This window comes from Streptomyces sp. NPDC058469 (assembly GCF_042721125.1).
GTDB lineage: Bacteria > Actinomycetota > Actinomycetes > Streptomycetales > Streptomycetaceae > Streptomyces.
Map to the genome: position 1 here is coordinate 1 of NZ_JBHXME010000182.1, position 21,284 is coordinate 21,284.

Annotated in this window: 18 protein-coding genes; 9 read left to right on the forward strand and 9 right to left on the reverse strand. The window is 70.6% G+C overall.

Annotated elements, in window-relative coordinates; translation table 11 throughout:
• Window positions 1-191: 191 nt before the first annotated feature.
• Window positions 192-608 carry a cobalamin B12-binding domain-containing protein gene (locus tag ACFWP5_RS44820; RefSeq protein WP_019066802.1) on the reverse strand — a complete coding sequence of 139 codons (417 nt, stop codon included), beginning with the start codon at window positions 606-608 and terminating at the stop codon, window positions 192-194.
• A gap of 476 nt (window positions 609-1,084) precedes the next feature.
• Between ACFWP5_RS44820 and ACFWP5_RS44825 the strand changes: the two genes are divergently transcribed.
• Together ACFWP5_RS44825 and ACFWP5_RS44830 are read left to right on the forward strand one after the other, a co-directional pair.
• Complete coding sequence (locus ACFWP5_RS44825; RefSeq protein WP_384170718.1) at window positions 1,085-1,975, forward strand: esterase/lipase family protein; 891 nt, start codon at window positions 1,085-1,087, stop codon at window positions 1,973-1,975.
• Window positions 1,976-2,213: 238 nt separating this feature from the next.
• On the forward strand, window positions 2,214-3,734 hold the full coding sequence (locus tag ACFWP5_RS44830; protein ID WP_384170720.1) for a peptidoglycan DD-metalloendopeptidase family protein: 1,521 nt from the start codon (window positions 2,214-2,216) through the stop codon (window positions 3,732-3,734).
• 61 nt (window positions 3,735-3,795) lie between these two features.
• Here ACFWP5_RS44830 and pcrA read toward each other — a convergent pair whose 3' ends face one another.
• Window positions 3,796-6,297, reverse strand: coding sequence for a DNA helicase PcrA (gene pcrA / locus ACFWP5_RS44835; protein ID WP_384170722.1), 2,502 nt, complete (start codon window positions 6,295-6,297; stop codon window positions 3,796-3,798).
• A 246-nt stretch (window positions 6,298-6,543) separates the two neighbouring features.
• On the opposite strand from pcrA, the gene ACFWP5_RS44840 reads away from it, so the two are divergent.
• Window positions 6,544-7,716: an NlpC/P60 family protein gene (locus ACFWP5_RS44840; RefSeq protein WP_384170724.1), complete on the forward strand. Its 1,173-nt coding sequence runs from the start codon at window positions 6,544-6,546 to the stop codon at window positions 7,714-7,716.
• A 97-nt stretch (window positions 7,717-7,813) separates the two neighbouring features.
• Window positions 7,814-8,803: a tellurite resistance/C4-dicarboxylate transporter family protein gene (locus tag ACFWP5_RS44845; protein ID WP_384170726.1), complete on the forward strand. Its 990-nt coding sequence runs from the start codon at window positions 7,814-7,816 to the stop codon at window positions 8,801-8,803.
• Here ACFWP5_RS44845 and ACFWP5_RS44850 read toward each other — a convergent pair.
• Complete coding sequence (locus tag ACFWP5_RS44850) at window positions 8,781-9,134, reverse strand: hypothetical protein (RefSeq protein ID WP_384170728.1); 354 nt, start codon at window positions 9,132-9,134, stop codon at window positions 8,781-8,783. The genes ACFWP5_RS44845 and ACFWP5_RS44850 overlap by 23 nt on opposite strands.
• 449 nt (window positions 9,135-9,583) lie before the next feature.
• Between ACFWP5_RS44850 and ACFWP5_RS44855 the strand changes: the two genes are divergently transcribed.
• Window positions 9,584-10,663, forward strand: a complete 1,080-nt coding sequence (locus ACFWP5_RS44855) for an NlpC/P60 family protein (RefSeq protein ID WP_384170730.1) — start codon at window positions 9,584-9,586, stop codon at window positions 10,661-10,663.
• 13 nt (window positions 10,664-10,676) lie between these two features.
• Here ACFWP5_RS44855 and ACFWP5_RS44860 read toward each other — a convergent pair whose 3' ends face one another.
• Window positions 10,677-11,396: a LuxR C-terminal-related transcriptional regulator gene (locus ACFWP5_RS44860; RefSeq protein ID WP_384170732.1), complete on the reverse strand. Its 720-nt coding sequence runs from the start codon at window positions 11,394-11,396 to the stop codon at window positions 10,677-10,679.
• The gene (locus ACFWP5_RS44865) at window positions 11,393-12,724 is read right to left on the reverse strand and encodes a PspC domain-containing protein (RefSeq protein WP_384170734.1); all 1,332 of its coding nucleotides are present in this window, start codon (window positions 12,722-12,724) and stop codon (window positions 11,393-11,395) included. The genes ACFWP5_RS44860 and ACFWP5_RS44865 overlap by 4 nt, the downstream gene beginning before the upstream one ends.
• Window positions 12,725-12,919: 195 nt before the next feature.
• Here ACFWP5_RS44865 and ACFWP5_RS44870 point away from each other — a divergent pair, with 195 nt between their 5' ends.
• Both ACFWP5_RS44870 and ACFWP5_RS44875 read left to right on the forward strand, forming a co-directional pair.
• Window positions 12,920-14,341: a PspC domain-containing protein gene (locus ACFWP5_RS44870; protein WP_384170736.1), complete on the forward strand. Its 1,422-nt coding sequence runs from the start codon at window positions 12,920-12,922 to the stop codon at window positions 14,339-14,341.
• On the forward strand, window positions 14,328-14,570 hold the full coding sequence (locus ACFWP5_RS44875) for a hypothetical protein (protein WP_384170738.1): 243 nt from the start codon (window positions 14,328-14,330) through the stop codon (window positions 14,568-14,570). The genes ACFWP5_RS44870 and ACFWP5_RS44875 overlap by 14 nt, the downstream gene beginning before the upstream one ends.
• A 126-nt stretch (window positions 14,571-14,696) precedes the next feature.
• On the opposite strand, the gene ACFWP5_RS44880 is transcribed toward ACFWP5_RS44875, so the two are convergent.
• Window positions 14,697-15,227: a DoxX family protein gene (locus tag ACFWP5_RS44880; RefSeq protein ID WP_384170740.1), complete on the reverse strand. Its 531-nt coding sequence runs from the start codon at window positions 15,225-15,227 to the stop codon at window positions 14,697-14,699.
• Between the two features lie 140 nt (window positions 15,228-15,367).
• Window positions 15,368-16,648: a hypothetical protein gene (locus tag ACFWP5_RS44885; protein ID WP_384170742.1), complete on the reverse strand. Its 1,281-nt coding sequence runs from the start codon at window positions 16,646-16,648 to the stop codon at window positions 15,368-15,370.
• 209 nt (window positions 16,649-16,857) lie between these two features.
• On the opposite strand from ACFWP5_RS44885, the gene ACFWP5_RS44890 reads away from it, so the two are divergent.
• Window positions 16,858-17,745 carry a DUF4429 domain-containing protein gene (locus tag ACFWP5_RS44890; RefSeq protein WP_384170744.1) on the forward strand — a complete coding sequence of 296 codons (888 nt, stop codon included), beginning with the start codon at window positions 16,858-16,860 and terminating at the stop codon, window positions 17,743-17,745.
• 26 nt (window positions 17,746-17,771) lie between these two features.
• Here the strand turns inward: ACFWP5_RS44890 and ACFWP5_RS44895 are convergent, their stop codons facing one another.
• Entirely contained in the window at window positions 17,772-18,566 is a 795-nt protein-coding gene (locus ACFWP5_RS44895) for a class II aldolase/adducin family protein (protein WP_384170746.1), read from the reverse strand.
• Window positions 18,567-18,776: 210 nt separating this feature from the next.
• Between ACFWP5_RS44895 and ACFWP5_RS44900 the strand changes: the two genes are divergently transcribed.
• On the forward strand, window positions 18,777-19,250 hold the full coding sequence (locus ACFWP5_RS44900; protein ID WP_384170748.1) for a pyridoxamine 5'-phosphate oxidase family protein: 474 nt from the start codon (window positions 18,777-18,779) through the stop codon (window positions 19,248-19,250).
• A gap of 14 nt (window positions 19,251-19,264) precedes the next feature.
• On the opposite strand, the gene guaA is transcribed toward ACFWP5_RS44900, so the two are convergent.
• Window positions 19,265-20,836: a glutamine-hydrolyzing GMP synthase gene (guaA, locus tag ACFWP5_RS44905; protein WP_384170750.1), complete on the reverse strand. Its 1,572-nt coding sequence runs from the start codon at window positions 20,834-20,836 to the stop codon at window positions 19,265-19,267.
• Window positions 20,837-21,284 lie beyond the last annotated feature (448 nt).

The following is a 21,284-nucleotide window of genomic DNA, read 5'->3' on the forward strand; positions in this document are numbered from 1 at the left end:
TGGGGGCTGCGCCCCCAAACCCCCCTTCGGCCTGAACGGCCTCGTCCTCAAACGCCGGACGGGCTGAGAATGCCGGCCCGCGCTGAAAAGCGAACCCCGGACGGGCTGAAGGTGACCGGCGTCGAGAAGCGAATCCCCGCCAGCCTGAAGAGTCACCGGCGCCGAAAAGCGAAACCCATTCGCCGCAGGCCTTACGCCCCCGCCGGCTGCCGCACGTTCTCCCGCACCCAGTCCACGATCGACTGCGTCGTCGCCCCGGGCGTGAAGATCTCCGCGACGCCCTTCTCCTTGAGCGGGGCGATGTCCGCCTCGGGGATGATGCCGCCGCCGAAGACGAGGATGTCCTCCGCCTCGCGCTGCTTGAGCAGGTCGATGACGGCGGCGAAGAGGGTGTTGTGGGCGCCGGAGAGGATGGAGAGGCCGATCGCGTCGGCGTCCTCCTGGATCGCGGTGTCGACGATCTGCTCGGGGGTCTGGTGGAGGCCGGTGTAGATGACCTCCATACCGGCGTCGCGCAGCGCCCGCGCGATCACCTTGGCCCCGCGATCGTGGCCGTCGAGCCCCGGCTTGGCCACCACCACGCGGATCGGACCGGCTGCCACACCCATCACTGCCTCCATGAAGCGACTGCGTTCATCCCTACCCACGGGTACCGCGGTACCCGCTTCAGTGCGGGAAGTGAACGAACGTTATCCCCAGCATCCCGCAACCGGCAGTTTCGCGGCGGATACCGAGGGGGAAATCACACGATGGGACACGTTCACCGCGCAGCGTTCCAGCGGGAACAAGCGCACCGGGAGCCGCAACGAGGTCGCCGCACCACCGCGCCGCAGGCCGCGCGCCGTGGTGGTACGGCGCATCGGCGCAGGCACGAAGGGCACGCAGGGCAGGTACGGCACGACAGCGGGAAGCCTCCTCGCCAGACCGACAGGGCTCCTCGGTACGTCAACGGCGTCGGTCACGCCGCACGCCGCGCTCACCCGGCGCGTACCCCTCGCGCACCGTCGGTGATCCTCGCCGTGGCCTCCCACGAGGGCACACGGGGGACGGAGCTGTCGTTCCGTGTGCCGACAGGAGGTCGGCCATGAAGGTCACCAGGGCTGCACTGCCCTTTCTCCCCCTCTGTCAGCGCCTCCTGCCCAGCAGGCTGGCGGGCCTCTCGATGACCCTCCTGAAAGCGACCGCCCTGGACATCGTGATCCTCGCGGGCCACCTCCTCCTCTATCCCTCCGGCATCGCCCAGGAACGCCGGGAACCCCTGCCCGAGCCGCCCTCACCCAAGGACGCGACGCAACTGCCGACCGAGGCGAAGCCTCCGGTGGTGCTGCTGCACGGGTTCATCGACAACCGCTCGGTCTTCGTGCTGCTGCGCCGTTCCCTGGCCCAGCACGGCCGCCGACAGGTCGAGTCGCTCAACTACTCGCCGCTGACCTGCGACATCCGCACCGCGGCCGAGCTGCTCGGCCGGCACATCGAGGAGATCTGCGAGCGCACCGGCAGCAGGGAGGTGGACATCGTCGGGCACAGCCTCGGCGGGCTGATCGCGCGGTACTACGTGCAGCGGCTCGGCGGCGACCTGCGGGTCCGCACGCTCGTGACGCTCGGCACCCCGCACTCCGGCACCGCCGTCGTCCCGCTGGCCAACGCCCACCCGATCGTCCGCCAGATGCGGCCCGGCTCGCCGGTGATCGAGGAACTGACCCGGCCCGCCCCCGGCTGCCGTACGCACTTCGTCAGTTTCTGGAGCGACCTCGACCACCTGATGGACCCGCTGGAGACGGCCTGCATCGACCACCCCGACCTGATCACCCAGAACGTCCAGGTCAGCGGCATCGGTCACCTCGCCCTGCCGGTCCACCCCGCCATCGCGACCGGCATACGCCAGGCCCTCGACACCCCGCCGCCGGAATCTCCGGCCGCGACCCACACCGCCACCCACGTCGCCACCCACCTCGGCGGACTGACAGTGGCCTGACCGGGCACCGACAGCGGGCACACAGCATCCTCAAGATCGAACGCTATTCGAACGCAAGGCCAAACCCGTGCCCGCCGTCCCCCGAAACACGGCCGAATGCCCGTTTCCGGCGGACGCGAAACCTGACGAAGATTGTCGCGCCCGCATACCGGCGGGTACAGTCACCGCACTGCTCTGGCAGCCCCTGTTGTCGAGGCGAATAGAGAAGTTGGTGAACGACCGTCACCCGTCGGGGACCATGACCACCCCGGCCCCGGCTTCCGATACCACCTCGGCGCAGTACGCGTCTTATGGCGGGCAGGACGCCCAGTACGGTGACTTCACCACGTACGGCGACCACACCGCCACGGGTTTCCACCCGGACGCGGGCGGCGGCCAGGCCACCGCGAGCTTCGCCAACGACCCCCTCTTCGGCGACATGCCGGGCAACGGCCACGGCCAGGACACCGGGTCACATTCGACCGGCGCCTACGACTCCTCCGCCTGGTCCACGGGTGCCCAACACACCCTGAACTACGACCCGTACGCGGCTCAGCACCACGCCACCTATGACACGGGCGCCTACGAGACCACCGCCTGGTCGGCCGACTACCAGCAGCTGTCCGCCATCCCGCCGCAGACCGGCGCCCCCGACGTCAGCGGACAGTGGGACGCGAACGCCTGGCTCCAGCCCGCCCCTTCGGCCCACTCCCCCGCCCCCGCCGACCCGACCCAGCAGTGGGAATGGGGCACGCAGGCCTTCGACACCGGCGCCTACGACGCCACGCAGTGGAACGCCGACGGCACCGCCGCCGACGCGACCACCACCTTCGAGCAGGCGTCGTACGACGAGACCTACCGCGAGACGTACGACGAACCCGCCCCGGAAGACGGCGAGTTGCCCGCCACCGGCATGATGCCCGTCCTCGACGAGGCCGAGCCGGAACAGGACGGGCCCCCGTCGCAGCCCGAACTCCTCGATGACCAGGAGGAGTTCACCCCGGCCCCGGCCCCGACCGGCTCGCGCGCCGCGTCCCGCAACGGGAGCCGTTCCCGCCGTCGTACGCCCCCGAAGCGGTCCGCGCTGTTCACCATCGCCGTACCGTCCGCGTGTGTGATGGGTGTCGCCGGGATCGCCGCCGCGTCCGTCGGCACGCTGACCGGCGGCAGCGACACGACGGCCTCCGCCTCGGACGCGACCTCGGTCAAGCCGTCCGTCGCGAACAACAAGCTGGACGCCCAGATCAAGAGCCTGTCGGCCGGTGCCGACGACTTCGCCGACCGGGCCAGCCGTACGCAGGAACGTATCGACCTCAAGGCCCAGCAGGAGGCCGACAAGAAGAAGGCGGCTGCCGAGGCGGCCCGCAAGGAGCGACTGCGCCCCAAGTACGTGCTGCCGGTCACGCAGAAGGGCCTCAGCGCCTACTTCGGCCAGGCCGGCGTCAACTGGATGTCCGTGCACACGGGCATCGACTTCCCCGTCTCGTACGGCACGACGGTGATGGCCGCGACCGACGGCGTCGTCAGCACGAAGTGGAACAGCGCCTACGGCAACATGCTGATCCTCACCGAGAAGGACGGCACGGAGACGTGGTACTGCCACCTCTCCACCTATCGCGTCCCCTCGGGTACGACGGTGAAGGCCGGCGACCCGATCGCGTACTCCGGGAACTCCGGCAACTCCACCGGTCCGCACCTGCACTTCGAGGTGCGGCCCGCGGGCGGGGCGGCGATCGACCCGCTCCCGTGGCTCCGCAGCCACGGGCTCGACCCGACGTAGGACGCCCCAGCCGCCCCAACTCCCTTACGGGCAGCCCCCTTAAGGGCAACTCCCTTACGGGCTACAGCTTTTCCACCGGCGCGTACCGCAGCAGCAGCCGCTTCGGCTTCGGCTCCCCGAAGTCGACCGTCGCCTCCGCGTTCGCCCCCGTGCCCTTCACGCCGACCACCGTGCCGAGCCCGAACTGGTCGTGCGTGACCCGGTCGCCGACGGACAGCGCCACGACCGGCTTCTCCGAGGTCCGGCGTGTGGCGAAGCCCGAGGCGCCCGATGCCGACGAGCGCGAGCGGGACGAGGACAGCGAGGCCGCGATGCCCGAGGCCGGACCCGTCGACGGCGGAGCCGACATGGCACCGGTCCGCTTCCACTCCACGTGCGCCGCCGGGATCTCCTCCAGGAAGCGGGAGGGCGGGTTGTACGACGGCTGGCCCCAGGCGCTGCGCAGCGACGACCGCGTCAGATACAGGCGTTCACGCGCGCGTGTGATGCCCACGTACGCGAGGCGCCGCTCCTCCTCCAGCTCCTTGGCCTGGCCGAGGGCGCGCATGTGCGGGAAGACGCCGTCCTCCATGCCGGTGAGGAAGACGACCGGGAACTCCAGGCCCTTGGCGGTGTGCAGGGTCATCAGCGTGATGACTCCGGAGCCGTCCTCGTCCTCGTCGGGGATCTGGTCGGAGTCGGCGACGAGAGCCACCCGCTCCAGGAAGGCGGCGAGCCCGGCGGGAGTCTCGCTCTCGCCGTCACCTCCGCTGTTCTCCTGTTCGAACTCCAGGGCTACGGCGGCCAGTTCCTGGAGGTTCTCGATGCGGGTCTCGTCCTGTGGGTCGGTGGAGGCCTGCAACTCGGCGAGGTAGCCGGTGCGTTCGAGGATGGCCTCCAGGACCGTCGCCGGGCCGGCGCCGGAGTCGACGATCGTGCGGAGGTCCTCCATCAGCGTGTTGAACTTCTTGACCGCGTTCGTCGACCTCGCGGCCATGCCGTACGCCTCGTCGACGCGCTTCAACGCCTGCGGGAAGCTGATCTTCTCGCGCTGCGAGAGGGCGTCGATCATCGCCTCGGCGCGCTCGCCGATGCCGCGCTTGGGGACGTTGAGGATGCGGCGCAGCGGGACCGCGTCCTCCGGGTTGGCCAGCACACGGAGGTAGGCCAGGACGTCCCGGACCTCCTTGCGCTCGTAGAAGCGGACGCCGCCGACGACCTTGTAGGGCAGGCCGACGCGGATGAAGATCTCTTCGAAGACACGGGACTGCGCGTTCGTCCGGTAGAAGACGGCGACGTCTGAGGCCTTCGCGTCGCCCGCGTCGGTGAGACGGTCTATCTCCTCGGCGACGAACTGCGCCTCGTCGTGCTCCGTGTCCGCGACATAGCCGGTGATCTGCGCGCCCGCGCCCGCGTTGGTCCACAGGTTCTTGGGGCGGCGGGACTCGTTGCGCTCGATGACCGCGTTGGCGGCGCTCAGAATCGTCTGCGTGGAGCGGTAGTTCTGCTCCAGGAGGATCGTCGTCGCGTTCGGGTAGTCCTCCTCGAACTGGAGGATGTTGCGGATCGTCGCCCCGCGGAACGCGTAGATCGACTGGTCGGCGTCACCCACGACACACAGCTCGGCGGGGGGCAGGTCGTGCTCGCTGGGCGGAGTGTCCTCGTCGTGGGCGGCGGTGCCCACGAGTTCCCGCACGAGTGCGTACTGCGCGTGGTTGGTGTCCTGGTACTCGTCGACCATGACGTGCCGGAAGCGGCGGCGGTAGTGCTCGGCGACGTCCGGGAAGGCGCGCAGCAGGTTGACCGTCGTCATGATCAGGTCGTCGAAGTCGAGGGCGTTGGCCTCGCGCAGCCGCGACTGGTACATCGCGTAGGCCTGGGCGACGGTCTTCTCGAAGCCGTCGGCGGCCTGGGCGGCGAAGTCCTCCTCGTCGATCAGCTCGTTCTTCAGGTTCGAGATCTTGGCGCTGAAGGACTTCGGCGGGAACTTCTTGGGGTCGAGGTCCAGGTCGCGGCAGACCAGCGCCATGAGGCGCTTGGAGTCGGCGGCGTCGTAGATCGAGAACGAGGACGTGAAGCCGAGCTTCTTCGACTCGCGGCGCAGGATGCGCACGCACGCGCTGTGGAAGGTCATCACCCACATCGCGTTGGCGCGCGGGCCGACGAGCTGCTCGACACGCTCCTTCATCTCGCCCGCGGCCTTGTTCGTGAAGGTGATCGCGAGGATCTGCCCGGGGTGCACATTGCGCTCGCCGAGGAGGTAGGCGATGCGGTGGGTGAGCACACGGGTCTTGCCGGAGCCGGCGCCGGCCACGATGAGCAGCGGGGTGTCGGAGTGGACGACGGCCGCTCGCTGGTTCTCGTTCAGCCCGTCCAGGAGTGCGGCCGGGTCGACCACGGGGCGCGGGGCGCCGTCCCGGTAGTGGGCGTCTCTGCTCGCGGGCACGTCGAACTTCCCGCCGAACAGGTCGTCCGGAATCGGCTCCGGTCCGTGCTCGTCCTCGGGCGGTGGCGGGGGCTCTCCCTCGTGGGCCCGAGGGCCCTGGAGATCCGCCAGGAAGCTGTCGTCAAAGAGGCTGCTCATCGCTCTCCGAGTTTAGGGCGCCGCACTGACAACCGGCCGCCACCCCGGGAACTCGGGAAAATTCACGGACCAGAACCGGTCGATCACGATCAGCGATGACCGGTCTCACGCATGGCCAAGGTCACGGACGCGTATCGGGCATATCGAACATCAACCTTCACACAAGCCACACGAGTTGGTTAGCGTTCGATCAAGCCGTACGACCCCACCGACCTGGGGTGCGTCGGTCCAACTCCCTTTCCGGGCATGGACCGTAGGGCAACAACGGCCTGTAGGGCACCATTGGAAGGAGTCGCCTCCTTGGCGTCGTCGCACCGCAAGCCGCGCCCCCTGGGCAAGCGCATCGCAGGCATACGGACCCCCACTCTCGCCACGGCCGCCCTCACCTCCGTGGCCCTGCTCTCCCAGACGGCGAACGCGGCCCCCTCACCCGATGACGGCAGCCCGAGCCTCGAAGAGGTCGAGAAGAAGGTCGACGACCTCTACCGCCAGGCGGAGTCGGCGACCGACAAGTACAACGCGGCCAAGGAGAAGACGACCAAGCAGCGCGAGCGCGTCGACACCCTCCTGGACGACGTGGCCCAGCGCACGCAGAAGCTCAACTCCGCGCGGGAACAACTGGGTGCGTTCGCCGCCGCGCAGTACCGCACCGGTGCCTCCGCCCCGGACACCTCGACGTTCCTGCTCGCGGACAGCCCGCAGGACTACTTCGACCAGACCCAGCTGATGAGCCGGCTGACCAGCCGCCAGAAGGACTCGGTCGACGCGTACGTCACCGAGCAGTCGGCGACGATGAAGAAGCGCCAGGAGGCGGCTGAGAGCCTCCAGGCGCTCAATGACACGCAGGGCGACCTGAAGACGGCCAAGTCCACCGTCCAGAAGAAGCTCTCCACCGCGCGCGAGCTGCTGTCGCAGCTGACCGAGCAGGAGAAGGCGCGCCTCGCGGCGATCGAGAAGAAGCAGCAACAGGAGGCGGCGGCACTCGCGAAGCAGCAGGCGGAGGCAGCGCGGAGCACCCCTTCCGGCTCCTCCACGTCATCTGCCGCCGACTCCTCGTACGCCACCAAGGCCGCCAAGGCCATCGCCTTCGCCCGCGCCCAGGTCGGCAAGCCGTACGTCTGGGGCGCGACCGGCCCGGGCTCGTACGACTGCTCGGGCCTCACCCAGGCCGCCTGGAAGACCGCCGGAGTGACCCTCCCGCGCGTGACCACCGACCAGGTGAACGCCGGCACGACGGTTCCCCTTGCCGACGCCCAACCCGGTGACCTGGTCTTCTTCTACGACGAGGTCAGCCACGTCGGTGTCTACGTAGGCGACGGCATGATGATCCACGCCCCGAAGCCCGGCGCCTACGTCCGCGAGGAGTCGATCTACTACGGCGGCACGTCGATCATCCACAGCGTGGTGCGGCCCGCCTGACCGGGTACTCGACGCGCACGCACGCGTGCAGGTGTTTTTGAGCTCCACGCGTGCGTGGCCTGTCATCCCCGCCGGGGCGGCTCCCTAGCATCGGGCCATGTCCGATACCGGTCTCTCCCGCTTCCGCGCCTGGTGGGCGCGGCGTCCGCCGGCGGCCGGGGCCGTCGTGATGGCGACCGCGATCGTGTCGGTCGGCCTGCGTGTCACGGGGTACGAGGTGCTGTCCCGTATCGCCTTCGCGGTGGCCTGCGCCTTCTGGCTGGGGCTGGCCGCGGACTTCGCCGTACGGCTGCTGTGGGACCGGCGGAGGTGGCTCGCGGAGGCGGGGACGCCCGGTGCGCTGACCGCCGTGGCCGCGACCGCCGTACTGGGGACCCGGTTCTCGATCGCGGGCCGACAGACCGTGGCCGAGGCGCTGCTGGCGCCGGCCGCGGTGCTGTGGCCGTGGCTGCTCGTGCGGGTCGTACGGAACTGGCGGGGGCGCATGCCCGGGACCGTGTTCCTGGGCTGTGTGGCCACCCAGTCGCTGGCCGTCCTGGGGGCGACGATCGCCGCCGCCGAGTCGGTGGCCTGGCTCGCGCACACGGCACTGGTGCTGTTCTGGTTCGGGCTGGTCCTCTACGGCTTCGCGCTGGCCCGATTCGAATGGCGCCAGGTGATCACCGGGGCCGGTGACCACTGGATCGTCGGCGGCGCGCCGGCCGTCTCGGCGCTGGCCGGGTCGAAGCTGATCGTCGCCGACAGCGTGCGCCTGTACCTGTGGAACTCCGACGACCGGGGCGTCCTGCGGGCCGTGACCGTGGCGCTGCTGGTGCTCGACGTGGCCTGGTGCGTCGTCCTGCTAGCCGCCGAGGTCGCCTGGCCCCGGCTCCGCTACGACGTGCGCCGCTGGTCGACGGTGTTCCCCTTGGGGATGACGGCGGCGACGACACTCTCCGTGGGTACCGCCGTGGACGTCTCGTGGCTGCGGACGCCCGGGCAAGTGGTGCTGTGGATCGCGGTGGCCGCGTGGCTGGTGGTCGCCGCGGGGACGGTCCGGTTCTACCTCGCCGCCACGTCCGGGGTCACGTCCACAGGACCGCGATGAAGATGTTCACCATGGTCAGCCCGCCCACCAGCGCGAACTGGCTGTTGTCGACCGTCTCCTCGTCCCGCTTCACATAGACGAGGCCGAGGATCACGATCAGCAGCGCGAGCTTGATGCCGATCTTGATGTTGTTGACGTGCTGATCGTCGGCCTGGTTGAGGCCGACCAGGATCGCGCCGGTGACCAGCATGGTCAGCGCGCCGTGCAGCATGCCGGGGACGAAGCGGGCCGTGCCCTGGCCCATCGCCTTCATCTGGGTGAGGAAACCGCCGAGCAGCGCGGCGATGCCGATGATGTGCAGGCCGACGAAGAGATGGATGAGTACGTCCATGGGGCCGGAGCCTAATCAGGGGCTCGGGGACCGGCCGACACCGCCCCTCCGTAGCGCTTCCCGAGCACTTCCCGAGCGCGCTTCCCCAGCCGCTTCCCGGCCCTTGCATATATGCGGCCCGTAGCACCGCGCCGTCCCACGCCGCATCGGAACCGCCGCATCGGTCAGCGCGCCGCGTGAAGGCGGCGACCCCGGACCCGGATCACAGTCACCTACGGTCAATTTCCGGTCACCTCACGTCAGTTCCACACATGCGTTACCGGGCCGTCACCGTCAGGTTTAGCGTCCTCCACCAGGTGACCGGCTCCCCACCGCCGCCCGGACCAGGGGCGGCAGCCGGACACCACCGCCGAGAAGTCCGGCGGCGGCGTGCTCCCCCTGTGCGGGCCGCCGCCGGACGCGCAATCGCCCGCTCCCCCGGCGGTCGTACGAAAGGACGTGCAGTCCACGTGGCAGCGCACCGCAAGCCCCGACAGCGCTCGCTCAGCGGCCATACAGCCCGTACGGCGGCGACGATCGCCCTCGCGGGCGCGGCGACGGCGACGGGCTTCGACGGGACCTCGCACGCCGAGCCGCAGCTGACACCGACGCAGGTCAAGGCCAAGGTGGACAAGCTGTACCAGGAGGCGGAGGTCGCCACCGAGAAGTACGACGGCGCGAAGGAGAAGGCGGACGCGGCCGAGAAGCAGCTGAACACCCTGCGGGACGAGGCGGCACGCAAGACGGAGAAGCTCAACTCGGCCCGGGATTCGCTGGGTTACGTAGCCGCGGCCCAGTACCGCAGCGGCGGGATCGACCCCGCGGTGCAGCTCATGCTCTCCGACAACCCCGAACGGTATCTGGACGGCGCCGAGTTCGCCGACCGGGTGGGCCACCGGCAGACGGCGGCCGTCGCACTCGTACGGCAACAGCTGCGGGAGATCGAGCAGTTGCGCGGCGCCGCGCACATCGAGCTGACCTCGCTGAAGTCGCGGCAGGCGGAGCTCGGCAGGCAGAAGAAGACGATCAACGGGAAGCTGGGCCAGGCACGCCACCTGCTGTCCGGCCTGACCCCGCAGCAGCAGGCTCAGGTCGGCGGCGGCACGGCAGGCAGCACGAGCCGCGCGTCACGATCTTCCACGACGGCTCGGGGCGCGCTGGCCGCGCCCGGTTCCTCCGCCGCTACGGCCGACGCCCCCAACTCCCGTGCGGCGGCGGCCGTTTCCTACGCCTACCAGAAGCTCGGCAGCCCCTACGTCTGGGGCGCTACGGGCCCGAACGCCTTCGACTGCTCGGGCCTCGTGCAGGCCGCGTACAGCTCCGCCGGTGTCTCCCTGCCCCGCACGACCTACTCCCAGATCAACGCCGGCCAGCGGGTCTCCCGGTCCGAACTGCGCCCCGGCGACCTGGTGTTCTTCTACTCGGGCATCAGCCACGTCGGCATCTACGTCGGCGACGGCCAGATGATCCACGCCCCCAACCCGACGGCTCCGGTACGACTGGCGCCGATCGACCAGATGCCGTTCGCGGGGGCCACGCGCGTCGTGTGAACCCCCTTACGGGTCACACCAGTCGACGTGCCGTAGCCCACCGGGTCAGCTCGTGCCGGTTCGACAGCTGGAGCTTCCGCAGCACCGCCGAGACATGGGACTCGACCGTCTTCACCGAGATGAACAGCTGCTTGGCGATCTCCTTGTAGGCATAGCCGCGCGCGATGAGGCGGAGCACCTCGCGCTCGCGCTGGGTGAGTCGGTCGAGGTCCTCGTCGACCGGCGGGGCGTCGGTCGACGCGAAGGCGTCGAGGACGAAGCCGGCCAGGCGGGGCGAGAAGACCGCGTCGCCCTCCTGGACCCGGAAGATGGAGTTGACGAGGTCCGTGCCGGTGATCGTCTTGGTGACGTAGCCGCGCGCACCGCCGCGGATCACCCCGATCACGTCCTCCGCCGCGTCCGACACGGACAGGGCGAGGAAGCGGACGGGCTGCTCGGCAGCGCTCATCAACGGGGCGCAGCGGCGCAGGACTTCGACCCCGCCGCCGCCCGGGAGGTGGACGTCGAGAAGGACCACCTCGGGGCGGGTCGCGGTGATGACCGTGACCGCCTGGTCGACGTCCGCGGCCTCGCCGACCACCTCGACACCGGTCTCCTCGGTCCGGCCGATCTCGGCCTGGACCCCCGTACGGAACATGCGGTGGTCGTCGACGAGGACCACGCGCACGTGACGCCCGCCCGCGCTCCCGCCGGTCGGCTCCGCCGGTTCGTTCGTCTCGGTCGCGTCGCTCATGACGTCTTCTCCGCCCTCTCCATCTCCAGCTCGACCTCGGTACCGCCGTCCGGCACCGCGCGCAGCCGTGCCGTACCGCCGTGGCGCTCCATACGGCCGATGATCGATTCTCTGACGCCCATGCGGTCAGCGGGTATCGAGTCGAGGTCGAAGCCCGGTCCGCGGTCACGGACGGACACGAAGACCGTCTTCCCCTCCACCTCGGCGTAGACCTGTACGGCGCCGCCCTCGCCACCGTACTTGGCCGCGTTCACCATCGCCTCGCGCGCGGCCTGCATCTGGGCGCCGATTCTCTCGTCGAGCGGGCAGTCGCCGACGATGACGACCTCGATGGGCACGCCGTGCTTGTCCTCGACCTCGGCCGCGCTGCGCCGCACCGCCTCGGCGAGGGTGTCGGGTTCGTCGGCCTCGTCCTTGCCGGTGCCCTCCGGTTTGTAGAGCCAGGCGCGCAGGTCGCGCTCCTGGGCGCGGGCCAGGCGCCGCACTTCGTTCGGGCTCTCCGCATTGCGCTGGATCAGGGTCAGGGTGTGCAGCACGGAGTCGTGGACGTGGGCGGCGACCTCGGCGCGCTCCTGGGCGCGGATGCGCATCAGGCGCTCCTCGGAGAGGTCCTGGGTCATCCGCACGAGGTACGGGCCGGCGAGCAGTGTGATGCCGACGAGGACCGCGAGGGCGGCCTGGAGGACCGAGCCGAGGTGGTCGGCGGAGCCCTGGAGCACGAAGATCGCGGTGCCACCTGCGGTGACCAGCAGGACGCCACCGCCCGCGCGCAGCAGGCTGAGCGTACGGCGGCGGCTGCCGACCTCGGCCCAGCGGGCGCGGCGGGCGTTGTCCGCCTGGCGCCAGACGAGGGCGACGCCCGCGCCGACGAGGACGGTCGGGAAGAGATAGGCCTTGGCGCCGTTGCCCAGGTTCACATTGCCGACGAAGACCAGCGCGACGACGACCATGAGGAGCAGGGCGACGATCTGGCCCTTGTCCGGCTTGCGGGCGACGAGTCTGCGACGGCCGTCCGGCGAGGTCTCGGTGGAGACGAGGGACGGGGGCCGCTGACCGGCGACAACCCCGCCGATGCCGAGCGGCACGAAGAACCAGAACGAGGCGTACAGCAGCGCGCCGAGTCCGTCCGCGAGGAACAGCCCCACGAACACCAGCCGCACCCAGATCACCGGCAGCCCGAGATGCCCGGCGAGCCCCCGCGCCACACCACCGAGCCAGCGACCGTCACTGCTGCGGTAGAGCTTGCGCGGCGGCCGCGGGTCCTCGACGGGCAATGCTGCGGCTTCCGGCATGCCACCGATGTTCACACGCCCCGCCGTTCGGGGCATCAGGGTCGGCCCCCGAGACTCCCCTGATCTTCGAATTCGGCGCGCCGTGTCCTCGAAATCGACGCGCCGCGGCGGCCTTTCGCGGTGTCGGGGTCGCTGTCGAACACTCCCCCGGTCCGGGTCGGGGCGGATCTCAGGGTTCGGCCAGGGTCGTCCCGACTGCCATCGGGGCCTCGCGCCGGGCAGCATGGACACATGACAGATCACGAGCGCGCCGCGACGGGTCCTGGACCCGGCTCCGGCCCACGTCCGCAAGCGGGCGGCGGGCCGCGGGACGCCGTGCCCGGCGCGGGTGCCGCCTCTTCGCCGGGTGCCGTGCCCGGCGGCAGCACCGCGGCCGCGGCTCCGCACCGGTTCCGGCGGGACCGGCGGTCCAAGGTGCTCGCGGGCGTGTGCGCGGGGCTCGGGCGGCAGTGCGACATGGACCCGGTGATCTTCCGGATCACGCTCGCCGTGCTCTCGGCGACGGGCGGCATCGGCCTCATCTTCTACGGCTTCGCCTGGCTCTTCGTCCCGTACGACGACGAGGAGGAGAACGAGGTCCGCAAGCTCTTCACCGGCCGCGTCGACGGCCAGGCCCTGGCGGCCGTGCTGTTCGCGCTGGTCGGCTGCGGTGTTTTCCTGTCGATGCTGAACAACGCCAGCGTGCTCACCTTCGCCGTCGTCCTCTCCCTCCTGCTGGCGGGCGCGGGGTACTGGTCGCAGCAGCGCGGCACCCCCGACCCCGACCCGCTGGCCGCGCAGGCCGTCGCCGACGCCCCGCCGGAGGCCCAGGCGCCGCCGGTGGTCACCTCCTACCCCTCCTGGTGGCGCGATCCGATCGTCAAGGACGGCACACACGTCGGTGGCACCGGTTATCTGTGGGGCCCCGGCGACTCCCGCGACCGTGACATCACGGACGCGATCCACATCAGCCTCGCCCCCTCGTACCCGCACTGGCGCGAGGATCAGCGGACCCCGCGCCCGGCGCCCCCGAAGCAGCGCGGCCCGCGCTGGATCGGCGGCTGGGTGTTCCTGCTCGCGCTGCTCGCGGGGGGCCTCGGCACCGCCGCGAAATGGGACGACCAGGCGCTCGGCACCAGCCTGCAGGCGGGCCTGGCCTGTGCGCTCGTCGTCTTCGGCCTGGGGATCGCGATCAGCGCGTTCCTCGGGCGTACGGGGGCGGGCTCGGTGTTCCTCGCGATCGTCACGGCCGGCCTGCTCGCCGCGTCGGCGGCCCTGCCCAAGGACCTCACCACGCACTGGGAACACCTCACCTGGCAGCCCGCGGCGGTGACGGACGTACAGAAGAGGTACGACCTGGGGAACGGCGTGGGCACGCTCGACCTGACCCGGCTGCGGCTGACCAAGGGGCAGACGGTCGCGGCGGACGCCGAGGTGGGCGTCGGGCAGCTGAAGGTGATCGTGCCGTGGGACGTGACGGTGCGGCTGAGCGTGGACGTGGGCGTCGGGGACATCCAGTTGCCCGGTGACGACAAGAAGGACGTGGACGTGGAGCCGGGCAAGCACCAGCAGGTCACCCTGACCCCGGCGACGGGCGTCAAGAGCACCGGCACGCTGGACCTGGACCTCCAGGTCGGCGTCGGACAGGCGGAGGTCAGCCGTGCTGCGTCATGAGTTCCAGCCCGGGAAGCTGGTCGCCGGCCTCTTCCTCGCCGCCGCGGGCGTGGTCTACGCCGGGGACGCGGGCGGGCTGTGGGTGACCGAGTGGTTCGCGGTGATCCCGCTGGTCACGGTCGGCCTGTTCCTGGCCGGCGTGGTGGCGGGCATCAACGGCGCGATCCGCAGACGCCGAGGGGCCGACCGTGGGAACACGGCCGACCCCGGTCCGGACATATCCGGCTGACGATCGTCTACGAGCGGGACTGACGGCCCGCCCGGACGGACTGGTCTGAAGGGCCGCCCGGGGAGAACCCGGTGGCTTCACCAGCTGCGGCTGCGGCTTCACCGCCGGTGGCTCCCTCCTCGGGAGCTACCGGTAGCCTCCCGCCCGTTGCCTTCGCCGCCCGCGGATCGCCGCGTCCAGGGAGAAGACGGAGGCGCCCGCGAGGACGAGGGGCAGCCAGGCCATCAGGTAGGCGAGGTCGTTGCCGTAGTAGTAGGGGTCGTTGGCCCAGCTGATGGTCAGCCACAGGCTGAGCGAGATCAGCGCGCCGCCGAGTGCGGCGAGGCGGGCCAGCAGGCCGATCAGGGTGCCGATGCCGACGGCGAGTTCACCGAAGGCGATCGCGTAGCCGAAGCCGACGGGGTTCTTCAGGGACAGGTCGACCAGGGCCGGGATCGCCGACGAGTCGCGGACCGCGCGCATCGTCTCGCCGATCGAGCCGGCGCCGGAGGACTTCATGAAGGCGCTGTCGGTGAGTTTGTCCAGGCCGGCGTAGATGAACGTGACGCCGAGGAAGACGCGCAGTGGGAGCAGGGCGTATCGGGTGGCGGTGTCCCGCCAGCTCCGATCGCCGTCGAGGTACGGGGTTTGCGTATCCATCCGAGTGCCGTGAGTCATCGCCCTTAGCCGCCTCTCGCCCGCTGTGCCGTGACCCCTCAACAGACCATACGTACGAAAAGGGGGACTCGCTCAACCATGCTTCAGCCAGTTTTCGCGACCTTGGCACGGCTCGTGCCGTGGTCGGCCCGTCGAGGGCGTCAGTCCGTGACGTCGACCACGCAGGCGTTGGTCTCCACACCCGCCGCCGTCACCACCTGTACCTCCACGCGTCCGGGCTCGACATCGACCGGGACGGGGACGGTCAGGAGGGTGTCCGTCGGGTTGGAGAAGCCGCCGGCGACCGGGACCAGGGGGACGTGGACGTTGACCGGGCCGATGCGGACGACCATGCGCGACAACTTGTCCGCGCTCTGGGCGCCGGGGGGTACGAAGCCCGCGCCCCGGATCTCGATGTCGTCGCCGGTGCGGATGGGGGCGTCGAGGTCGCCCGCCTCCCTCGCCCGTACCACCGAGAGGATGACCGGCCGGCCGCCCTCCGCGTACTTGCCGGCCAGGTATGTCGCGGCCGAGATCAGCACGACCACCGCCAAACCCCAGGGCAGGTCGGGCAGTTGGTCGGGACGGCGGGCGAGGCGTACGGCCACGAAGACGAGGGCTACGGCGCTGATCGCGACGTACTGGATGTCGGCGAAGGTGCCGCGGCCCGCGTCGTCGGTCAGGAGGTCGGCGGCGCGGGGGCGGTCGGCGGGGAGTTTCTGGAGGCGCTGGCCGAGGACGCGCAGGCCGACGACCCGGCGGACGAGTACGGCGATCGCGCAGACCACGGCGAGGACGGTCACCACACCGGCGCCGCGGGCGAGTTCGAGGCCGGAGATGAGGGCGTCGCGTTCGGCGTGGTCGGAGGCGGCGGCGAGGCGGCCGGCCAGGACCAGCACCGCGTACGCCACGAACAGCACCCAGGAGACGGCCACGGCACGGGAGGTCGACAGCCGGTTGTCCTCACCGATGACCGGGGCCAGCGCCCCACCACGCGCGCGGTGGAACCAGGAGGCCGCCGTCACCGCACCGGCGACCACGAGCGCGGCCAGCAGTCCGGCCGTGCGCGCGGCCGTCCAGCCCGCGCCGATCGCGGTGAACGCCTGCACCAGGAGCAGCACGACGAAGGCGCTCCACACCGCGAAGGCCGTGCGGTGCCACAGGCGGGCCAGCCAGGCGCCGCCCTCGGCGCGGCCGCGTTCGGCGACGACGTCGGCGGACTGGGTCAGTTCGTCCGAGACCCACTGCCGGGAGGCGGACGCCGAGTGCGCCACCGCCGCGGGCAGGCCCTCGCCGGCCGCGAAGCCGTCCCGCTTGACCAGGAACGCGGCGACCGCGCGCCGATGTCCCTCGCGTGCTCCGTGCGGGCAGTCCCCGCAGGCGCAGCCGCCTCCGTGGGCACCGACGTGCTCGCCGCCCTGTCTCGCCTCCTGCACCGCCACGCCCGACGCCTGCCTTCCCCATGACCCTCGGCCCTCGACCCCGGGCCCTCACGTTCGGCGGCCGGCTCCGAAGCCTTTGGCCACCGCCTTGCAACTCCCGCACGACAACAGCGGATTGTGCCCTACGGGACACGGCCCGCGTCCGGCAGGTCTGGTCAGCGCGGGTGAAGTGACGGCCGCCGTGTTGACCCGGCTGCGAGAATTTCCCTATGGCCGAGATCATCCAGCGCGACGGGACCTGGGCCTTCGACGGCACAACGGTCCGTATCACGCCGGGACTTCACCGCTCCGTGCCACTGTTCCGGCAGACGTACGGGGAGATCGCCGTGCCCCTCGAAGCCGTCGCGGGCGTCGTCTACGAACCCGAGCGCAAACGTGGCCGACTGCGTCTGAGACTGCGCGAGGGCGCCGACCCGCTGTTGCAGGCGACCGGCGGACGGTTGCCGGACGCGGCGGATCCGTACCGGCTGATCGTGGACATCGACCGGTCCGGGGTCGCCGAGTACGTGGCGGAGGAGATCCGGCACGCGCTGCTCCTCGACCAGATCCCCAAGGAACCCACCAAGGCCTACCTCCTGCCGGGCCCGCCGGTCCCGGTCTCGGTCCGCTCCTCCGACGGCACGGTGTCCTTCGACGGCGCCCAGGTGCGCATCGACTGGGCCGACACCTCCGAGCGCGTCAAGCGTGCGACCGGGCCGCGCATAGTCGCCGTGGGCGACCTCGTCCAGGTGGAGTGGCTGCCCAACTCCGGTTACGAGGACGGGTTCATACGGTTCGTGACCCGCGAGACGGTGTTCTCCAAGCTGCCGCCGGAGAAGGACCCGTACGCCCTCGACCTGTGGGGCAGCACCCGCCGGGACCTGCTCACCGCGCTGGTCGCCACGGCGGTGACCGCGCGCCTGCCGCATCCGTCGGCCCGGGGCGACGGCGAGTTCGAGGACCGCCCGCCGCGGGCGGCCACCGCGCCGCCCCCGGCCGACCATCACGACGTACTCCTGCGCAGGCTGCGGGAGTTGGGCGAACTGCACCGGGAAGGGGTGCTCACGGACGAGGAGTTCACGATGACCAAGAAGGCGGTACTCAGGGGCTTCAGCTGAAGATGCCTCGGCTGAGGAGGTCCGGTTCAGCTGAGGAGGTCGGGTTCGCTGCGGCTGATGTCCTGCCACAGGGGCTGGTAGTTGATCCACGCGACGAGGTCGCCGCCGGTCTGTTCGCGGGTGGCGACGGCGAGTTTGTGGTCGATGAGGAGAGGACGGCCGGCCGCCTTCGCGAGGAGCTGGACCTGGCAGGAGCGTTCCATGGACAGGAACCACCAGGCCGCCGCGTCCACCGAGTCGCCCACGGTGAGCAGTCCGTGGTTGCGCAGCACGAGCGCCTTGCGCGAGCCCAGTCCGGCGGCGATCCGCTTGCCCTCCTCGGCGTCGACGGAGACGCCGCTGTAGGCGTCGTAGAGCGCGTGGTCCTCGTAGAAGGCGCAGCTCTCCTGGCTGATCGGGTCGAGGAAGTCGCCGAGGGCGGAGAGCGCCCGGCCGTGCACGGAGTGGCAGTGGGCGACCGCGACGACGTCCGGGCGGGCGGCGTGGACCTGGGAGTGCACGGTGAAGGCGGCCTGGTTGACGTGGTGGCGGCCCTGGAGCACCTGGCCGTCCGAGTTGGCCAGTACCAGATCGCTCACGGTGACGTGCGCGAAGGGCATCCCGAAGGGGTTGACCCAGAAGCAGTCGCTGAACTCGGGGTCGCGGGCGCTGATGTGCCCAGAGACCCCGTCCTCGAAGCCGTAGCGGCCGAACAGGCGCAGGGCGCCCGCGAGCCGTTCCTTGCGGTGCCGGCGTTCGTCCTCGACCGACTCGTGCATCGGCGGCATGGCGAACCGCAGCCGGTCGGTGGGCAGGGGGGAGGGCGGTGTCGGCCCGTGCATCGGTCCTCCAGCACTGGGTTCCTTGTTACGGGCGGAAGTTACCGTCAGTGAGGCGAAAAGGGCAGTGGTGTTCTGTAAAGATGCGGCACCAAGCGTGCCGGGATGCCCTCCGACTCCCTTCCGACTCCCTTCCGACTCCGTCCCGAGTCCGTCCTGAGTCCTTCCCGAATCCGGACAGCGGGTGTCGGGTATCGGCGGGACAGTGGCCGTATGACATCGAACTGGGCGGTATTCGTCGCCGCGGAGCCGGAACTGGCCGCGACCGTGGAGGAGCGCTTCGGCGCCTTCACGCACCACATCCTCGCGACCCTGCGCAAAGACGGGTCGCCGCGCACGACCGGGCTCGAAGTGCGGTTCCTGGACGGGGAGTTGTGGCTCGGGATGATGCCCGACTCGCTCAAGGCGCTGGATCTACGGCGCGATCCGCGGTTCGCGCTGCAGGCGAACCCGGGGGCGGGTACGGAGATGGGCGGCGGGGATGTGCGGGTCGCCGGGCGGGCGGTCGAGGTGACGGATGCCGGGACGAAGGGGGCGTACAGCAAAGAGGTGGAACCGCCGGAGCCGTTCCACCTCTTCCGCACCGAGGTGACGGAGGTCGTGCGGACCTGCGTCGAGGACGAGAAGTACCTGGTCGTCCAGATCTGGACGCCTGGGGCGCCGGTGCGCACCCTCAAGCGGACCTGAGCCTCAAAAAGGGCTTACTCCCACTCGATGGTGCCCGGCGGCTTCGACGTGACGTCGAGGACGACCCGGTTGACGTCGGCGACCTCGTTCGTGATGCGGGTGGAGATCTTCGCGAGGACGTCGTACGGCAGGCGCGACCAGTCGGCCGTCATCGCGTCCTCGGAGGAGACCGGGCGCAGGACGATCGGGTGGCCGTAGGTGCGGCCGTCGCCCTGGACGCCGACGCTGCGGACGTCCGCGAGGAGGACCACCGGGCACTGCCAGATGTCGCGGTCGAGGCCGGCCGCGGTCAGTTCCTCGCGGGCGATCGCGTCGGCCTCGCGGAGCAGGTCGAGGCGGTCCTTGGTGACCTCGCCGACGATCCGGATGCCGAGGCCGGGGCCCGGGAAGGGCTGGCGCTGGACGATCTCGTCCGGCAGGCCGAGCTCCTGGCCGACCATCCGGACCTCGTCCTTGAACAGCTTGCGCAGCGGCTCGATCAGCTTGAACTCAAGGTCTTCCGGCAGGCCGCCCACGTTGTGGTGGGACTTGATGTTGGCCGTGCCGGTGCCGCCGCCGGACTCGACGACGTCCGGGTAGAGCGTGCCCTGCACCAGGAACGCGACCTCGGGGCCCGCGTCCGCGATGATCTCGGCCTGCGCCTGCTCGAAGACGCGGATGAACTCGCGGCCGATGATCTTCCGCTTCTCCTCGGGGTCGGAGACCCCGGCGAGCGCGGTGAGGAAGCGCTCCTCCGCGTCCACGACCTTCAGCTGTACGCCGGTCGCGGCCACGAAGTCCTTCTCGACCTGCTCGGTCTCGCCCTTGCGCATCAGACCGTGGTCGACGTACACGCAGGTCAGCTGCGAGCCGATGGCCTTCTGGACGAGAGCGGCCGCTACGGCGGAGTCGACACCGCCGGACAGACCGCAGATCGCGCGCTTGTCGCCGACCTGCTCGCGGATCAGGGCGACCTGCTCGTCGATGACGTTGCCGGTCGTCCAGTTCGGCGTGAGGCCCGCGCCTCGGTACAGGAAGTGCTCCAGGACCTGCTGGCCGTGCGTGGAGTGCATGACCTCCGGGTGGTACTGGACGCCGTAGAGCTTCTTCTCGTCGTTCTCGAAGGCGGCGACCGGGACGACGTCCGTGGACGCGGTGACCGTGAAGCCCTCGGGGGCGGCGGAGCAGGCGTCGCCGTGCGACATCCACACCGACTGCTCGTCCGGGGTGCCTTCGAAGAGGGTGGAGGACGACTTGGAGACGTGCAGTTCCGTACGGCCGTACTCGCGGGCGCCCGTGTTGTCGACGGTGCCGCCGAGGGTCGTGGCCATCAGCTGGAAGCCGTAGCACATGCCGAAGACGGGGACGCCGGCGTCGAAGAGGGCGCGGTCCAGGCGGGGGGCGCCGTCCGCGTACACCGACGAGGGGCCGCCGGAGAGGATGATCGCCGCGGGGTTCTTGGCGAGCATCTCCGCGACCGGCATGGTGCTCGGCACGATCTCGCTGTAGACCCGGGCCTCGCGGACGCGGCGGGCGATGAGCTGGGCGTACTGCGCGCCGAAGTCGACGACCAGGACGGTGTCGGGGGCGGGGGTCGCTGCTGACACGGGGGCCTTCCGGCGGTTGGGCGGGGTTCTGGTCATCGATTCTAACGGGGCTCGGGTGGGACACCTGGTCGTCCCTTCTGATGAGGCTCGGGTGGGACAGCTCGTCGTCCCTTCTGATGAGGCTCGGGTGGGACACCTGGTCGTCCCTGGGGGCTCCGCCCCCAGACCCCCGGGCCTATGCCCACCCACCACCCGACTCGGTGGGCCTCATGGGTGCCGTCCACACACCGACCCGGCGGGCCTCATGGACGCCGTCCACACACCGACTCGGCGGGCCTCATAGATGCCATCCACACACCGACCCGGTGGACCCATGGACGCCGTCACCGTCCGTCTCGGCGGGCCTCATGGGCGCCGGCCACACCTCGCCCGCCCCGCTACCCCGACCCCGTTCTGTGCCATACTCGCCCCCATGCTCACGCACCCGACCTTCCTCTTTACCTATGGC

Excerpts from the sequence above, each read along its gene's own strand:
- ACFWP5_RS44850 (WP_384170728.1), bottom strand. The coding sequence starts at position 9,134 with ATGGACGTACTCATCCATCTCTTCGTCGGCCTGCACATCATCGGCATC.
- ACFWP5_RS44830 (WP_384170720.1), top strand. The coding sequence starts at position 2,214 with ATGACCACCCCGGCCCCGGCTTCCGATACCACCTCGGCGCAGTACGCG.
- ACFWP5_RS44890 (WP_384170744.1), top strand. The coding sequence starts at position 16,858 with ATGGCCGAGATCATCCAGCGCGACGGGACCTGGGCCTTCGACGGCACA.
- ACFWP5_RS44825 (WP_384170718.1), top strand. The coding sequence starts at position 1,085 with ATGAAGGTCACCAGGGCTGCACTGCCCTTTCTCCCCCTCTGTCAGCGC.
- ACFWP5_RS44900 (WP_384170748.1), top strand. The coding sequence starts at position 18,777 with ATGACATCGAACTGGGCGGTATTCGTCGCCGCGGAGCCGGAACTGGCC.
- ACFWP5_RS44845 (WP_384170726.1), top strand. The coding sequence starts at position 7,814 with ATGTCCGATACCGGTCTCTCCCGCTTCCGCGCCTGGTGGGCGCGGCGT.
- ACFWP5_RS44820 (WP_019066802.1), bottom strand. The coding sequence starts at position 608 with ATGGGTGTGGCAGCCGGTCCGATCCGCGTGGTGGTGGCCAAGCCGGGG.
- ACFWP5_RS44860 (WP_384170732.1), bottom strand. The coding sequence starts at position 11,396 with ATGAGCGACGCGACCGAGACGAACGAACCGGCGGAGCCGACCGGCGGG.
- ACFWP5_RS44865 (WP_384170734.1), bottom strand. The coding sequence starts at position 12,724 with ATGCCCCGAACGGCGGGGCGTGTGAACATCGGTGGCATGCCGGAAGCC.
- ACFWP5_RS44895 (WP_384170746.1), bottom strand. The coding sequence starts at position 18,566 with ATGCACGGGCCGACACCGCCCTCCCCCCTGCCCACCGACCGGCTGCGG.
- ACFWP5_RS44870 (WP_384170736.1), top strand. The coding sequence starts at position 12,920 with ATGACAGATCACGAGCGCGCCGCGACGGGTCCTGGACCCGGCTCCGGC.
- pcrA (WP_384170722.1), bottom strand. The coding sequence starts at position 6,297 with ATGAGCAGCCTCTTTGACGACAGCTTCCTGGCGGATCTCCAGGGCCCT.
- ACFWP5_RS44880 (WP_384170740.1), bottom strand. The coding sequence starts at position 15,227 with ATGACTCACGGCACTCGGATGGATACGCAAACCCCGTACCTCGACGGC.
- ACFWP5_RS44840 (WP_384170724.1), top strand. The coding sequence starts at position 6,544 with ATGGACCGTAGGGCAACAACGGCCTGTAGGGCACCATTGGAAGGAGTC.